13 protein-coding genes are annotated in these 15,481 nt (G+C 70.3%); 9 read left to right on the top strand and 4 right to left on the bottom strand.

Annotated features, from left to right (window positions below):
* The first annotated feature begins 503 nt into the window (after window positions 1–503).
* The 3 genes from mycP (at window position 504) to ABZU52_RS17290 (ending at window position 3,245) form a co-directional block, all read left to right on the top strand.
* Window positions 504–1,601: a type VII secretion-associated serine protease mycosin gene (gene mycP / locus ABZU52_RS17300; protein ID WP_354972043.1), complete on the top strand. Its 1,098-nt coding sequence runs from the start codon at window positions 504–506 to the stop codon at window positions 1,599–1,601.
* A 325-nt stretch (window positions 1,602–1,926) separates the two neighbouring features.
* Entirely contained in the window at window positions 1,927–2,595 is a 669-nt protein-coding gene (locus tag ABZU52_RS17295) for a Maf family protein (RefSeq protein ID WP_354972005.1), read from the top strand.
* Entirely contained in the window at window positions 2,592–3,245 is a 654-nt protein-coding gene (locus ABZU52_RS17290; RefSeq protein WP_354972004.1) for an O-methyltransferase, read from the top strand. The genes ABZU52_RS17295 and ABZU52_RS17290 overlap by 4 nt, the downstream gene beginning before the upstream one ends.
* 135 nt (window positions 3,246–3,380) lie before the next feature.
* On the opposite strand, the gene ABZU52_RS17285 is transcribed toward ABZU52_RS17290, so the two are convergent.
* From ABZU52_RS17285 to ABZU52_RS17275, 3 genes are all read right to left on the bottom strand, one after another.
* Window positions 3,381–4,136, bottom strand: coding sequence for an ABC transporter permease (locus ABZU52_RS17285; protein WP_354972003.1), 756 nt, complete (start codon window positions 4,134–4,136; stop codon window positions 3,381–3,383).
* An 18-nt stretch (window positions 4,137–4,154) separates the two neighbouring features.
* Window positions 4,155–5,114 (bottom strand): ATP-binding cassette domain-containing protein, encoded by a 960-nt coding sequence (locus ABZU52_RS17280; RefSeq protein ID WP_354972002.1) that lies wholly within the window; start codon window positions 5,112–5,114, stop codon window positions 4,155–4,157.
* A gap of 121 nt (window positions 5,115–5,235) precedes the next feature.
* On the bottom strand, window positions 5,236–5,847 hold the full coding sequence (locus ABZU52_RS17275) for a PadR family transcriptional regulator (protein ID WP_354972042.1): 612 nt from the start codon (window positions 5,845–5,847) through the stop codon (window positions 5,236–5,238).
* A gap of 150 nt (window positions 5,848–5,997) precedes the next feature.
* Here ABZU52_RS17275 and ABZU52_RS17270 point away from each other — a divergent pair, with 150 nt between their 5' ends.
* Window positions 5,998–7,749, top strand: a complete 1,752-nt coding sequence (locus tag ABZU52_RS17270) for a biotin carboxylase N-terminal domain-containing protein (protein WP_354972001.1) — start codon at window positions 5,998–6,000, stop codon at window positions 7,747–7,749.
* Between the two features lie 56 nt (window positions 7,750–7,805).
* On the opposite strand, the gene ABZU52_RS17265 is transcribed toward ABZU52_RS17270, so the two are convergent.
* Window positions 7,806–8,699, bottom strand: coding sequence for a LysR family transcriptional regulator ArgP (locus tag ABZU52_RS17265; RefSeq protein ID WP_354972000.1), 894 nt, complete (start codon window positions 8,697–8,699; stop codon window positions 7,806–7,808).
* 70 nt (window positions 8,700–8,769) lie between these two features.
* Here ABZU52_RS17265 and ABZU52_RS17260 point away from each other — a divergent pair, with 70 nt between their 5' ends.
* The 5 genes from ABZU52_RS17260 (at window position 8,770) to ABZU52_RS17240 (ending at window position 15,338) form a co-directional block, all read left to right on the top strand.
* Window positions 8,770–9,366 carry a LysE/ArgO family amino acid transporter gene (locus tag ABZU52_RS17260; protein WP_354971999.1) on the top strand — a complete coding sequence of 199 codons (597 nt, stop codon included), beginning with the start codon at window positions 8,770–8,772 and terminating at the stop codon, window positions 9,364–9,366.
* Window positions 9,367–9,460: 94 nt separating this feature from the next.
* The gene (locus tag ABZU52_RS17255; protein ID WP_354971998.1) at window positions 9,461–10,900 is read left to right on the top strand and encodes a GuaB1 family IMP dehydrogenase-related protein; all 1,440 of its coding nucleotides are present in this window, start codon (window positions 9,461–9,463) and stop codon (window positions 10,898–10,900) included.
* A gap of 141 nt (window positions 10,901–11,041) precedes the next feature.
* On the top strand, window positions 11,042–11,521 hold the full coding sequence (locus ABZU52_RS17250) for a MarR family transcriptional regulator (RefSeq protein ID WP_354971997.1): 480 nt from the start codon (window positions 11,042–11,044) through the stop codon (window positions 11,519–11,521).
* Entirely contained in the window at window positions 11,515–13,248 is a 1,734-nt protein-coding gene (locus ABZU52_RS17245) for an ABC transporter ATP-binding protein (RefSeq protein ID WP_354971996.1), read from the top strand. Before ABZU52_RS17250 ends, ABZU52_RS17245 begins: the two co-directional genes overlap by 7 nt.
* Before the next feature lie 155 nt (window positions 13,249–13,403).
* Complete coding sequence (locus ABZU52_RS17240) at window positions 13,404–15,338, top strand: ABC transporter ATP-binding protein (RefSeq protein WP_354972041.1); 1,935 nt, start codon at window positions 13,404–13,406, stop codon at window positions 15,336–15,338.
* The last annotated feature ends 143 nt before the right edge of the window (window positions 15,339–15,481 follow it).

Genomic DNA, 15,481 nt, shown 5'->3' with positions numbered 1-15,481 from the left:
CGCCCGTTACCCGAGGCGCCGAGAGCCAATGGGGTTAATACGACCCCAACACCTCGGCCAGCTCCACCAAGCGGCTTAATCGGTGGAGTACCGGGTCTTGGCCTCGGGCCATCTAACAGCGGTCCGACTGCACCGCGTCGGGTCAATCCCGTCGGAGGCGTCATCGGTGGTGGTAGCGCTGGGACAGCGCCAACGGGAGGGGCGGGCTCGCGGCCGAGCGCTCCGCGTGCACTCGGGAGCGTCCACGGCATGTCGCCCATTGGTGGTGCACCTGGAACTGGGGCCGGTTGGCACGCGGGCACCCCGCCTACTCGGCCTAGCCGATGGGTTCATGGAGACGGTGACGGCGAGTCCAACCGATGGGACCCGGATCATCCGTGGAGGACGGAGCAAGGAGTCGCACCTGTGGTGCTCCCGCCCGACGAGGACGGCCCAATCGACCCGGGCCCCGCTCTCGGCCTTCCTCGGTGAGGTCGTACCTCGCCCTCCCCCTCTTGCTGGCAGTGAGCCTTCCGGGAGGAATTCCAGAGCCTGCATTACAAGCGCGCGACAACTACGCTCGTGTCGAGCAATGGCATCTCAATTTCCTCAAAATTTCCGATGCCCACAAGGTCAGCCAAGGCGATGGAATAATCGTTGCCCTTCCCGACAGTGGCGTAGATCAGCATCCAGACCTAAGGGGCAACCTGCTTGCTGGCAAGGACGTGATCGCTGGAGGCGGCGGCGATGGATTGACCGATAGAGACGGCCACGGCACGGGGATGGCCGGCCTCATCGCAGCCCATGGCGACGAAATTTCTGGTGCGCTCGGCATTGCCCCAAGGGCCAAAATCCTGCCGATATTTTGTTCACCGCCAGGCGAGGATGGCGATTCAGAATCATTGGCAGCAGCAATAGAGTACGCCATCAGCGGCGGCGCCGATGTCATCAGCATCTCAATTGCTGGCGGGGTAAGCGCTCGACTGCAACAGGCAGTCAGAATTGCCTTACAAGCTGACATTGTAGTTGTTGCCGCCGCTGGCAATGCGCCGTGGAGCCAACTGGTGGGCTACCCAGCACGTTACCCGGAAGTTATCGCTGTCGGTGGAATCGACCGAGACGGGAGACGTGCTGCCGTGTCGGTGACTGGGCCGGAGATCGACGTGGTTGCGCCCGCGGTTGACATCTACAGTACGAGCATCGATGGCAAGTACCGCAAAGGCACTGGTACCTCTGACGCGACGGCGATCGTGGCGGGCGCGGCTGCGTTGATCAGGTCGAAGTACCCCTACCTGCCGGCGCGAGAGGTGGCGCACCGGCTCACGGCTACCGCCATCGACAAGGGGCCTCCCGGGCGCGACGACGAGTACGGCTATGGGGTGATCGATCTTGTGGCGGCGCTGACGGCAGACGTACCGCCGCTGGGGTTTGAATCGGTGAGCGCTCCGGCCGGTGCTGGCCCGACCACGACGGCTGGCGCTCAGCCAGGCAACGAGAGTGATGGTGCGACCGCGCGCGGCCTCGCCACCCTTGGCGTGCTTGTGGCTGCCGGGGTCGGGTGGGCGGTGATAGCGCGGCGCCGCCGACGGGGCGATGATCCGCCGCCGAAAATCAGCCGCTGATCGACTCGGGTTTCTTGATGTCGGGGTGTCCGGGACGGCGGGATACCCCGTTATCACCGACACCGAGCCGCTGCTCGCGCCGAGCGAGGGCGGTTACGCGGTGATCCACTCGCGTTTCAGGAAATCGCGGTATTCGGGCGAGGGGATACCGCGGTTTCCTGAAAGGCGAGTGGATCAAGGGCGCCCGGCGGCCCGGCACCCGACCAACGGGCCACCCGAGCACCCGGCGGCCAGCGGCCGGACGGCCAGGCAGCCAGGCGGCCAGGCAGCGGGTGCGGGGCGAGGTGTCGGGCTTGGTGGGGTGGTGGACGGTAACGTCGGGCTCGTGTCTAAGAATCTGCCGCTCCGTCTCGTGCTCGCTTCGGCGAGCCCTGCCCGTCGTAAGTTGCTCCAGGCTGCCGGCATCGAGCCGGAGGTGCTGGTCAGCGGGGTGGACGAGTCCCTGGTGGTGACCGAGCAGGCCGAGGAGTTGTGCCTGGAGTTGGCTCGTCTGAAGGCGCAGGCGGTGTTGACCCGGCTGAACCCGACGGCCGATCAGCGGACGTTGGTGATTGGCTGCGACTCGGTGCTCGCCTTCGACGGGGAGATCCTCGGCAAGCCGGCGGATGCGGCCGACGCGACCCGGCGGTGGTTGCGGATGCGGGGGCGCAGCGGTGTTCTGCACAGCGGGCACTGCCTTGTCGACGTTGCCGCGGGGCGGCGCGCGGAGGCGGTCGCGTCGACCACTGTCCACTTCGCTGACATCAGTGACGATGAGATCGGCGCGTACGTGGCCACTGGTGAGCCGCTGGCGGTGGCCGGCGCGTTCACGATCGACGGGCTGGGTGGGCCGTTCGTGGAGCGGATCGAGGGTGACCCGGGGACGGTGGTCGGGCTGTCGATGCCGCTGCTGCGCCGGCTCCTCGCCGAGTTGGATCTGCGGATCACCGACTTGTGGACGAAAATCGCGCCGGGCGGCCAATCGGTCGAGCCGCTCGGTAACGTCCGGTCATGACCACCAAGTCGATCCCGCTCACCAACGAGCTGCACGCCTATCTGGTCGCGCACGGCTCCCCGCCGGACGAGATCATCCGTGACCTGGCCGAGGAGACGCGGTCGGTGCTGCCAGAGCACGCCACCATACAGGTGGCTCCGGAGCAGGCCGCGTTCCTGACGTTTCTCACTCGGCTGCTCGACGTGCGGCAGGCCGTCGAGGTCGGCACGTTCACCGGGCTCTCGTCGCTGGCGATCGCCCGCGGGTTGCCCGAGGGCGGGCGACTGACCTGTTTCGACATCTCCGAGGAGTTCACCGGCATCGCCCGGCGCTACTGGGCGCGGGCCGGCGTGCAGGATCTGATCGACCTACGCATCGGTCCGGCCGCGGAGAGGCTGCGGGAGTTGCCACACGAGCGGCACCTGGACTTCGCGTTCATCGACGCGGACAAGACCGGCTACCCGATCTACTGGGCGGAGCTGGTGCCCCGGATGCGTCCGGGTGGGGTGATCGCCGTCGACAACGTGCTGCGTGGCGGGCGGGTGATCGCCCCGCAGGACGAAGGTGACCGGGCCATCGCCGCGTTCAACGACGAGGTCCTCGCCGACGTACGGGTGGACCCGGTGATGCTGCCGATCGCCGACGGCCTGACCCTCGCCCGGGTCCGCTGAGGGCCAGGCAGGCGCTGACGGCAGGGCAGGCGCTGACGGCCGGGCCGCCGAACCGGCAGCCACCGAACGTGGAAATCGGGGTGTCCCCCAGCAAGGGACACCCCGATTTTCAGGAACTCGCGCGCAGGGGGACGGTCAGCGGACGCTGCGGGCGAACTGGCGGGCGGCCCAGAAGACCCCCAGCGCGGCGAGGACCGCCGTGATGGTGAGGCCCTGCCAGACCTTGTCGTTGCTCAGGTCGCCGGCGAAGAGCGCGCGGGTGCCGTCGACCGCCCAGGAGAACGGGTTCCAGTCGGCGATGCCCTGCAACCACCCCGGCGCGAAGGTCAGCGGGAGCAGGATGCCGGAGAGCAGCAGCACCGGCTGCGCCACGGTGTTCATCAGTGGGGCCAGCGCGTCCTCGCTCTTTACCTTGAGTGCGACGCCGTACGAGACGGACGAGGTCATGAGCGCGATGAGGGCGAGCATGAGGTACGCCAGCAGCAGGTCACCGATGTAGACCCGCAGGTCGAACAGGAGCGCCAGCAGGGTGATGATGACCGCCTGCACGATGAGCGAGACCACGTCGCGCAGCGAGCGGCCGAGCAGCAGGGCGAGCCGGCTGATCGGGGTGACCCGGGACCGTTCGATGACGCCGGCGCGCAGCTCGGCGATCAGGCCGAAGCCCTGGAAAAGGCCACCGAAGATGGCCAGCAGCACCAGCAGACCCGGCACGAAGATCTTGTAGGCGGCGGCCTGGGTGGGCGCGTTCAGGGCCGGCTTGAGCAGCGGGGCGAAGAGCAGCAGGTACATCACCGGCTGGAACACGCCGACGAAGACCCAGACCGGGTTGCGCAGCAGGAGCTGAATCTGCCGCTGGAAGATCAGCCACGTGTCGCGGGCGAATTTCATGAGTCGTCTCTCCGGTGGTCAGGACTCGCGCAGCGAGCGGCCGGTCTTGGTGAGGAAGACGTCGTCCAGGCTGGGCCGGTGCAGCTCGATCGAGCGCAGCTCCAGCCCGGCGTGGTCGAGTCGGCGCAGCACCTGGGGAATGGCGGTGGCGCCCTCGTCGACGTAGAGGCGCAGGCCACCCTCGTCGGCGGTCTCCAGCTTGTTGACGTACGGCTCGCCGTCGAGCGCCTTCGCGGCCTGCGGGGTGGCGGCCAGGTCGAGGCCGACGAGCACCACGTCGCCGGCGATCTCCCGCTTGAGTTCGGCCGGGGTGCCCTCCGCGACGACCTCGCCGTTGTCCATGATCGCGATGCGGTCGCAGAGGGCGTCGGCCTCGTCCAGGTAGTGCGTGGTGATGAAGACGGTCATCCCGTCGCTGCGCAGTCGCCGGATCTCGTCCCACATGTGGGCGCGGCTCTGCGGGTCGAGGCCGGTGGTCGGCTCGTCCAGGAAGACGATCTTCGGCTCGTGGATGATGCCGAGGGCGATCTCCACCCGGCGGCGCTGGCCGCCGGAGTAGGTCTTGCACTTGCGGTCGGCGTACTCGGTGAGCTGGAAGGCATCGAGGGCGCGGGCGGCGCGCCGCTGCGCGTCGGTCTTGCCGATGCCGTACATCCGGGCGTGCAGCACCAGCTCTTCGCGGGCGGTGGACTCGTCCCAGGTGCTGCCGCCCTGCGGGACGTAACCGATGCGGCGGCGCACCTCGGCCGGGTCCTTGCGCAGGTCGGCGCCCGCGATGGTGGCCTCGCCGCCGTCCGGCTCGATCAGCGTGGCGAGCATCCGCAGCGTGGTGGTCTTGCCGGCGCCGTTCGGGCCGAGGAAGCCGAAGATCTCGCCCTCGGCGACCTGGAGGTTGACGCCCCGCACGGCGTCCACCGTCTTCGTCTCTCGACCCGCGCGGGAGCGGAACGACTTCCGCAGCCCCCTGGTCTCGATCATTTCTGCTCCTGGTCGGTCAGGCCGGCCGTGCCGGCCGTCGAGTGGGACGACGCCGGACGGCGCACTCCCCCGCTGTGCCGACAGCAGGCTAACGCGATATAGCTTTCCTAGTCAACGTTGACTATTTCGCGTCGCGGCCGATCCGTTCCTCGCCCTCACGCCGGCCCGACCAGCCCTCGGCGTTGGCCAGTTCAGCAGGCAGGTACGACACGCCGGACTCGATCCGCTCCGCGATGCGCTCACACCAGCTCAGCTCCGCATCCGCCCGCGCCGACCACAGCTCGAACATCCAACTGACGTGCACCGGCTTGGTGTTGCGCACCCAGTCCGACTGAAGCGAGGCGCGCATCGAATCGATGCCGGCCCGCAGCAGGTTGGCCCGGTTGCGCAGCGCCGCCGCCGCCTCGGACCGGGGCATCGCGGGCAGGAAGGAAAAGGCTGCGGTGAAAGGATCGACCGGCTCGGTGAAGTTCCACCAGAGGTTGCGCAGCAGCGTCTCGAACTCGTCCTCCCCCTTGGCTGTCACCTCGTACGTGGTGCGCGCCGGACGGGCCCCGACCTGCTCGGTCGCGACCGCGCGGAGCAGCCCTTCCTCGGTGAGCTTGCGCAGGGCGTGATAGATCGACCCGGGTTGCACGTTCGCCCACTTGTCGGCGCTCCAGCTCAGCAGCTCGCGCCGCACGTCGTAGCCGTGCACGGGCTGCATCCACCGCACCAGACCGAGAATCATCATCCGAGTCGAAGACACCCGATAAGCGTAATAGCCAAGTTTGACTAAGCAGTGGTGGGTGCAGTGCGGCATCCCACACTGAGCGATCGTTAGGGCCGCCGGGGGTGGCCGATACACTCCCCGTCAGTAACCTGCCCGGGAGGAGCCACGAAGGTGCGCAAGGTACTCATCGCCAACCGCGGCGAGATCGCCGTCCGGGTGATCCGCGCGTGCCGCGACGCCGGCCTGGGCAGCGTCGCCGTGTACGCCGACTCCGACCGCGACGCCCTGCACGCCACCCTCGCGGACGAGGCGTACGCGCTCGGCGGGGACAGCGCGACCGACACGTACCTGCGCATCGACAAACTGCTCGACGTCGCCGCTCGGGCCGGCGCCGACGCCGTACACCCGGGTTATGGCTTCCTCAGTGAGAACGCCGACTTCGCCCAGGCCGTCATCGACGCCGGGCTGACCTGGATCGGCCCCACCCCGCAGGCGATCCGCGACCTGGGTGACAAGGTCACCGCCCGGCACATCGCCCAGCGGGCCGGCGCGCCGCTGGTCCCCGGCACCCCGGACCCGGTCGGCAGCCCGGACGAGGTGATGGCGTTCGCCGTCGACCACGGCCTGCCGGTGGCCATCAAGGCCGCCTTCGGCGGCGGTGGGCGCGGCCTCAAGGTCGCCCGCACGATGGAGGAGATCCCGCAGCTGTTCGAGTCGGCCACCCGGGAGGCGGTCGCGGCGTTCGGTCGGGGCGAGTGCTTCGTCGAGCGGTACCTGGACCAGCCACGGCACGTCGAGGCGCAGGTCCTCGCCGACCAGCACGGCAACGTGATCGTGGTGGGCACCCGGGACTGCTCGTTGCAGCGCCGCCACCAGAAGCTGGTCGAGGAGGCGCCCGCGCCGTTCCTCACCGACGCCCAGCGCGCGCAGATCCACGAGAGCGCCAAGGCGATCTGCCGCGAGGCCGGCTACCACGGCGCCGGCACGGTGGAGTACCTGGTCGGCAAGGACGGCACGATCTCCTTCCTGGAGGTCAACACGCGACTCCAGGTCGAGCACCCGGTCACCGAGGAGACCGCCGGCATCGACCTGGTCCGCGAGCAGTTCCGGATCGCCGACGGCGAGAAGCTGCGGATCACCGAGGACCCGACGCCGCGCGGGCACGCGATCGAGTTCCGGATCAACGGCGAGGACCCGGGCCGCAACTTCCTGCCCGCCCCGGGGACGGTCACCGCGCTGCGCCTGCCCAGCGGGCCGGGTGTGCGGGTCGACACCGGCATCTCGGCCGGCGACGTGATCGGCGGCAACTTCGACTCGCTCCTCGCCAAGGTGATCATCGTCGGTGAGACGCGCACCGAGGCGCTGGAGCGCGCCCGCCGCGCCCTGGACGAGATGGTCCTCGACGGGATGGCCACCGCGCTGCCGTTCCACCGCCTGGTGGTGCGGGACGAGGCGTTCACCGCCGAGCCGTTCACCGTGCACACCCGGTGGATCGAGACGGAGTTCGACAACACCGTGCCGCCGTTCACCGCCACCGCCGGCGCCGCCGACGCGCCGGCCGAACGCGACACCGTCGTGGTCGAGGTGGGTGGCAAGCGCATCGAGGTCAGCCTTCCCGCCGGCTTCGGCGGGAGTACGACCACAGTGGCTCCCGCCTCCCGCAAGCCGACCCGGCGCGGCGGCGGGGCCAAGGCCGGCGCCCCGGTCGGCGGCGACGCGCTCACCTCCCCGATGCAGGGCACCATCGTCAAGATCGCGGTGGCGGACGGCGACACCGTGGCCGAGGGCGACCTGGTCGTGGTGCTGGAGGCGATGAAGATGGAGCAGCCGCTGCACGCGCACAAGGCGGGCACTGTGAGCGGTCTCAGCGCCGAGGTCGGTGCCGTGATCGCCGCCGGCGCCCCGATCTGCACCATCGCCTGAGCGGTTCCGGAGGGCGCGCCCCGCCGGGCGGGCGGGCCGTCGCGACCGGTCAGCGGTCAGCGGAGGTTCTCCGCGGCGACCGCGCGGACGGCGGCGGTCAGGGCGTTCAGCACCTCCGACTCCAGCCGCCAGTGCTGCCAGTACAGCGGGACGTCCAGGTGTCGGCCCGGCGCGAGGTCGACACAGTGACCGGAGGCCAGGTCGGCCTGGGCGATCTGTTCCGGCACCAGGCCCCAGCCCAGACCGAGCCGGATCGCCGCGCTGAACGCCGGCACCGACGGCACGTAGTGCACCGGCGGGTCGATCGGCCGACCGGCCACCGCCCGGATGAAGCGGTGCTGCACCCGGTCCTTCCGGTCGAAGACGACCAGCGGCGCGCTCGCCAGCGCGGCGGCGGTGAGTCCTCCGGCGAAGTGGGACGCCACGAAATCCGGTGTGGCCAGCGCTCGGTAACGCACGGCCCCGAGCCGCAGCACCCGGCAGCCCTGCACGGCCTCCCGCTGGGCGGTGACCGCCGCCGTCACCGAACCGTCGCGGAGCAGTTCGGCGGTGTGGTCCTGATCGTCCTGCCGCAGGTCGAACGAGACACCGGCCCGTTGCGGCAACCGGGCCAGCGCGGCGGGGAACCAGGTGGCCAGCGAGTCCGCGTTGACCACCACGGCGACCCGGATCCGGCCACCGCCGGCCAGCGGGCCGCGGGCATCGGCCAGCGCCTCCCGTTCGAGCAGCATGAGCTGGCCGGCCAGGCGCAGCAGCGGGCGGCCGGCGTCGGTCGCCACGCACGGTCGGGCGCGGCGGACCAGCACCTGGCCCACAGCCTCCTCCAACGCCTTGATCCGTTGGCTCACCGCCGACGGCGTGACGTGCAGCAGCCGGGCCGCCGCGTCGAAGCTGCCCTCCGCCACCACCGCCGCGAACGTCCGCAGCTGCGCCGAGTCCAGACCTTGCATCAGCTGAGCTTAAGTTGCGTCAGAATCTTTAGTTGGACTGGTTCCTGCCGGCAGCCCTAGCGTCGAGTCTGTGCTCACCTCCGCCGTCGCCGGCTTCTCGATCTCCATCGCGCTCATCGTCGCCATCGGCGCCCAGAACGCCTTCGTCCTGCGCCAGGGCCTGCGTCGCGAGCACGTCGTACCCGTGGTGCTGACCTGCGCCGCGTCGGACGCGCTGCTGATCATGGCGGGGGTGGCCGGGGTCGGTTCGCTGGTGACCGGCCGACCGGGCCTCCTCACGGCGATCCGCTGGGGCGGTGCAGCCTTCCTGCTCTGCTACGCGGGGCTCGCCGCCCGCCGCGCCCTGCACCCCGGCGCTCTGCTGCCCACCGAGCGACCGCCGGCCACGCTGGGGACGACCCTGCTCGCCTGCGCCGCCTTCACCTACCTGAACCCCCACGTCTACCTGGACACCGTCCTGCTCCTCGGCGGCGTGGCCCAGCAACACCCACACCGGTGGGTCTTCGGTGCCGGCGCCGTCCTGGCCAGTGTGGTCTGGTTCACCGCGCTCGGCGTCGGCGCGCAGCGCCTCGCCCCGCTGCTCGCCCGTGCCGGCGCGTGGCGGGTGCTGGACGTGGTCATCGCCGTGGTGATGGCCGGGCTCGCCGTGGCACTGCTGCTGGGCTGACGGAGCCTGGACGGGCGACGCCGCCTGGGCGGGGTGCGAGTGTTTTCCACTACCACCGGCGGTGGAACCGACCGCGAGCGGGAATGATTGCCGGGTGCGGTTCCTTCACGGCGCGGCCCCCGCGCACGACCTGACCTATACCGACGTCTTCATGGCGCCGGCCCACTCCGACCTGGGCTCCCGACTCGACGTCGACCTCTCCACCGGCGACGGCACCGGCACCACCATTCCGCTGGTGGTGTCGAACATGACAGCGGTCGCCGGACGGCGAATGGCGGAGACGGTCGCCCGCCGGGGTGCCATCGCGGTGATCCCGCAGGACATTCCGATCGAGGTGGTGGCAAACGTCGTCGCCTGGGTCAAGCAGCGCCACCTGGTCTACGACACGCCGATCACGCTGGGCCCGACTGACACCGTGGGCGACGCCATCCACCTGCTGCCCAAGCGCTCGCACGGTGCGGTGATCGTTGTCGACGACGCCGGCCGGCCGATGGGTGTGGTCACCGAGGCGGACACCACGGGCGTGGACCGGTTCGCTCAACTGCGTCACGTGATGTCCACCGAGCTGCACACCGTTCCGGCGGACGCGGATCCGCGTACCGGGTTCGATCTGCTCTCGGCGGGCCGTCGTCGACTCGCCCCGGTGGTGGATACCGAGGGTCGGCTGGTCGGGGTGCTGACTCGGCAGGGCGCGTTGCGGGCCACCCTCTACACGCCGGCAGTGGACGACCGGGGTCGGCTCCGGATCGCGGCGGCCGTCGGGATCAACGGTGACGTGACCGGCAAGGCCGAGGCGCTGCTGGCGGCGGGGGTGGACACGTTGGTGGTGGACACCGCGCACGGCCACCAGGCACGGATGATCTCCGCACTTCAGGCGGTCCGCAAGCTGGATCCGGGGGTGCCGGTGGCGGCCGGCAACGTGGTCACCGCCGAGGGCGTACGGGACCTGGTGGAGGCGGGAGCGGACATCATCAAGGTCGGCGTCGGGCCCGGCGCGATGTGCACCACCCGGATGATGACCGGCGTGGGTCGACCGCAGTTCTCCGCCGTGCTCGACTGCGCGGCCGCCGCCCGCCAACTGGGCCGGCACGTGTGGGCCGACGGTGGGGTGCGGCACCCCCGGGACGTGGCGCTCGCGCTCGCCGCCGGCGCGTCGAACGTGATGATCGGCTCCTGGTTCGCCGGCACCTACGAGTCCCCCGGTGACCTGTACACCGACGCGGACGGCCGGCGGTACAAGGAGAGTTTCGGGATGGCGTCGGCTCGGGCGGTCAGCGCCCGGACCGCCGACGACAGCCCGTACGACCGGGCCCGCAAGGCGGTCTTCGAGGAGGGCATCTCCTCGGCCCGGATGCACCTGGACCCGGCCCGCCCCGGTGTCGAGGATCTGATCGACGAGATCATCGCGGGGGTACGCAGCGCCTTCACCTACGCCGGCGCACGGGACCTGACCCAGTTCCACGAGCGGGCGATCGTCGGCGTGCAGAGCGCCGCCGGCTTCACCGAAGGAATGCCCCTCCCCACCAGCTGGTAACCCCACCCCCACCGTTGATCATGAAGTTGTTGCCTCCCGCGTCGGCGTGTCGCGGCAATAACTTCATGATCAACAGGGGGAAGGCCGTCGCTGCGGCAAATTCGTTTGGTCCCTGACTATCAGGGGGCTAACCTGCTTGTCGTGGAACTCGTGACCCTCCAGGACGTGCCGCTCGGCCGGCTGCTGGTGGTGGCCGGGCACCTCGTCGGGCAGCGGTGGAACCGCTACCTCGCCGAGGAGCACGGCCTCACCCAGGCCGGCATGATCACCCTGATGACGCTCGCCCGACACGGCGAGCTGCCACACCGGGCGGTCGCCGAGAAGGGGTTCGTCCGGCCGGCGACCCTCACCGGCATCGTCGACACGCTCGAGCGCGACGGTCTGGTCGAGCGGCAGCGCGACGACAGCGACCGGCGCAGCATCCGACTCGCCCTCACCCCCGCCGGCCGGGAGCGGGCGGCGGCCCTCGGCGCTCTCATGCACTCCGGACGCCCGCTCACCTCGGTCGACGCCGATCCGGCGAAGGCCCAGGTGATCCGGGAGTTCCTACTCGAAGTCATCGGTGGCGGCCACGACCCGCGGACCGGACGACCCACCGACGCGGAGGAACCGTCATGCTGATCCGACTGTTGCGCGGTCAACTGCGCACGTACCAGAGACCGCTGCTGGCGGTGGTGCTGCTCCAGTTCGTGGGCACCATGGCCTCGCTCTACCTGCCCAGCCTCAACGCGGACATCATCGACCAGGGCGTGGCCCGGGGCGACACCGACTACATCGTGCGCACCGGCGGCTGGATGCTGCTGGTCAGTCTGATCCAGATCGTCTGCTCGATCGCCGCCGTCTACCTGGGCGCCCGGGTCGCCATGGGCTTCGGCCGCGACGTCCGCGCCGAACTGTTCGGGCACGTCAACCGCTTTTCCGCCCGCGAGGTGGCCCGGTTCGGGGCGCCGTCGCTGATCACCCGCAACACCAACGACGTGCAGCAGGTGCAGATGCTCGTGCTGATGAGCTGCACGATGCTGGTCGCCGCACCGATCATGAGCGTCGGCGGCGTGTTCATGGCACTGCGCGAGGACGTCGGGCTCTCCTGGCTGATGCTGGTCAGCGTGCCGGTGCTGGCCATCGCGCTCGGCGCGATCATCCGGCGGATGGTGCCCGGTTTCCGGCTCATGCAGACCCGGATCGACACGGTGAACCGGGTGCTGCGGGAGCAGATCACCGGCATCCGGGTGGTCCGCGCGTTCGTCCGCGAGCCGTACGAGACGGAGCGCTTCGGCGTCGCCAACGCCGATCTGACCGCCACCGCGTTGCGTACCGGTCGGTTGCTGGCGTTGATCTTCCCCGTGGTCATGCTGGTGCTGAACGTCTCCAGCGTGGCGGTGCTCTGGTTCGGCGCGCAGCGGGTGGACGCCGGCGCGATCCAGGTCGGCGCGCTCACCGCGTTCCTGCAGTACCTGATGCAGATCCTGATGGCGGTCATGATGGCCACCTTCATGCTGATGATGGTGCCCCGGGCCGCAGTCTGCGCCGAGCGGATCGTCGAGGTGCTGGACACCGACTCCTCGGTGGTCCCGGCCGCCGCGCCGGTCACCGAGCTGCCCACCCGGGCGGAGCTGGAGCTGCGCGGGGTGCGCTTCCAGTACCCGGGAGCGGTGGAGCCGGTGCTGCGCGACATCTCCTTCCGGGCGACCCCGGGCACCACCACTGCGATCATCGGCAGCACCGGCGCCGGCAAGACGACACTGCTGTCACTCATCCCCCGCCTGGTTGACGTCACCGACGGCGCGGTGCTGGTCGACGGGGTGGACGTACGGGAGCTTGAGCCGGACGAGCTGTGGCGGCGCATCGGGTTGGTGCCGCAGCGGCCGTACCTGTTCACCGGCACGGTCGCCAGCAACCTGCGCTACGGCAACCCGGACGCCACCGACGAGGAGCTGTGGACGGCGTTGGAGATCGCCCAGGCCCGGGACTTCGTGGCCCAGATGCCCGGCGGGCTGGACGCCCCGATCGCGCAGGGCGGCACCACCGTCTCCGGTGGGCAGCGGCAGCGCCTGGCCATCGCCCGGGCCCTGGTCCGGCAGCCGGAGATCTACCTGTTCGACGACTCGTTCTCCGCGCTCGACCTGGGCACCGACGCGCGTCTGCGAGCGGCACTGAGGCCGGTCACCGCGCAGTCAGCGGTGGTGATCGTGGCCCAGCGGGTCTCCACGATCATCGACGCCGACCAGATCATCGTTCTGGAGAACGGAGGGGTCGTCGGAGTGGGACGACACGCGGAGTTGTTGGAATCCTGCCCGACGTACGCCGAGATCGTGGCCTCGCAGCAGACGACGGAGGTGGCGGCATGAGCGAGCGTGACGAGCCGCGCAGTGCGGCCGTACCCAGTCAGAAACCGGCTGGCGACGCGCGGACGCCCGACGGCGGAGCCCCCCAGCAACCCGGCGGCGACCCGCGAACGCCGAAGCGGCTGCCGCCCGGCCGGCAGGGCGGCGGCCCGCCGTGGATGGGCGCCGGGATGCCCGCCGAGAAGTCGATGAACTTCGGGCCGTCGGCCCGGCGGCTGCTCGGCCGGCTGCGCTCGCACCGGCTGCACCTGGCCGCGATCATCACCCTCGCCGTGGTGAGCGTCGGGTTCAGCGTGGCCGGGCCGAAGATCCTCGGCCACGCCACCGACCTGATCTTCAGTGGGGTGATCGGCCGGCAACTGCCCGCCGGCACCACCGCCGAGCAGGCCGTCGCGGCGGCCCGGGCCAGCGGCAACGACAGCTTCGCCGACATGCTGGCCCGGATGGACGTGGTGCCCGGGGTGGGCATCGACTTCACCGCCCTGAGCCGGGTGCTGCTGCTGGCGCTCGGGCTCTACCTGGCGGCGAGCGTGCTGTCCTGGTGGCAGGGCTGGCTGCTCAACGGGGTGGTTCAGCGCACCGTGCTGCGACTGCGCGCCGAGGTGGAGGAGAAGCTCAACCGGCTGCCGCTGCCCTACTTCGACAGGCAGCCGCGCGGCGAGTTGCTGAGCCGGGTCACCAACGACATCGACAACATCTCCACCAGCCTCCAGCAGACCCTCAGCCAGCTGCTCACCTCGCTGCTGACCGTCGTCGGCGTGCTGGCCGTGATGTTCTGGATCTCGCCGGTGCTGGCAGTGGTGGCCCTGGTCGCGGTGCCGTTGTCGGTGCTGGTCACCCAACGCATCGCCAAGCGCTCGCAGAAGCAGTTCATCGCACAGTGGACACACACCGGGGAGTTGAACGGCCAGATCGAGGAGGCGTACACCGGCCATGAGCTGGTGAAGGTCTTCGGCCGGCAGCGCGAGGTCGAGGCCGCGTTCCACGCCAAGAACGAGGAGCTGTTCCGGGCCAGCTTCGGCGCGCAGTTCATCTCCGGGATCATCATGCCGTCGATGATGTTCATCGGGAACCTGAGCTACGTGGCGATCGCCGTGGTCGGCGGGCTGCGGGTGGCCTCCGGCACGATGAGCCTCGGCGACGTGCAGGCGTTCATCCAGTACTCCCGCCAGTTCACCCAGCCGCTCACCCAACTCGCCTCGATGGCCAACCTGCTCCAGTCCGGGGTGGCCTCGGCCGAGCGGGTCTTCGCGGTGCTCGACGCGGACGAGCAGACCCCCGACCCGGTCGAGCCGGCCCGGGTCACCGACCCGCACGGTCGGGTCGAGTTCGAGCACGTCTCGTTCCGGTACGAGCCGGACAAGCCGCTGATCGACGACCTGTCGCTGGTCGCCGAGCCGGGGCACACGGTGGCCATCGTCGGCCCGACCGGCGCCGGCAAGACCACCCTGGTCAACCTGGTGATGCGGTTCTACGAGCTGGACGCCGGCCGGATCACCCTCGACGGGGTGGACATCACCACGATGCGCCGCGACGACCTGCGCGGCCGGATCGGCATGGTGCTCCAGGACACCTGGCTGTTCGGCGGGACCATCCGGGACAACATCGCCTACGGGCGGCCGGACGCGACCGAGGAGGAGATCCTCGCCGCGGCCCAGGCCACCTTCGTGGACCGGTTCGTGCGCAGCCTGCCCGACGGCTACGACACGGTCATCGACGAGGAGGGCAGCAACGTCAGCGCCGGCGAGAAGCAGCTCATCACCATCGCACGGGCGTTCCTCGCCGAGCCGTCGCTGCTGATCCTCGACGAGGCCACCAGTTCGGTGGACACCCGCACCGAGGTGCTGCTGCAACGGGCGATGGCCGCGCTGCGCTCGGACCGGACCAGCTTCGTCATCGCGCACCGGCTCTCCACCATCCGCGACGCCGACCTGATCCTCATGATGGAGAACGGTCGGATCGTCGAGCAGGGCACCCACGAGCAGTTGCTCGCCGCCCACGGCGCGTACCACCGGCTCTACCGTTCCCAGTTCACCGGCGCGGTGGTGGACGAGGAACCGGCCGCCCCCGCCGCGCAGCCCGCGTCGGTCTGAGGACGGCCGGTCGTGCGCACACCCCGATCAGTCCGGCGGGAGCAGGTCGGCCGCGCGGGCGGCGACCTGCCCGCCGATCAGGGCGAGCGCGGCGTCCGCGGGCATCGGAGGCAGGGGGCGGGCGCCGGGCAGCCGCAGCGCGA

The sequence above is a fragment of the Micromonospora sp. NPDC005220 genome (genome assembly GCF_040607895.1).
In the GTDB taxonomy this organism is placed as follows: Bacteria; Actinomycetota; Actinomycetes; order Mycobacteriales; family Micromonosporaceae; genus Micromonospora.
Note: the sequence above shows the minus strand (reverse complement) of the source record. Positions and strands in the feature narration are given on the sequence as shown.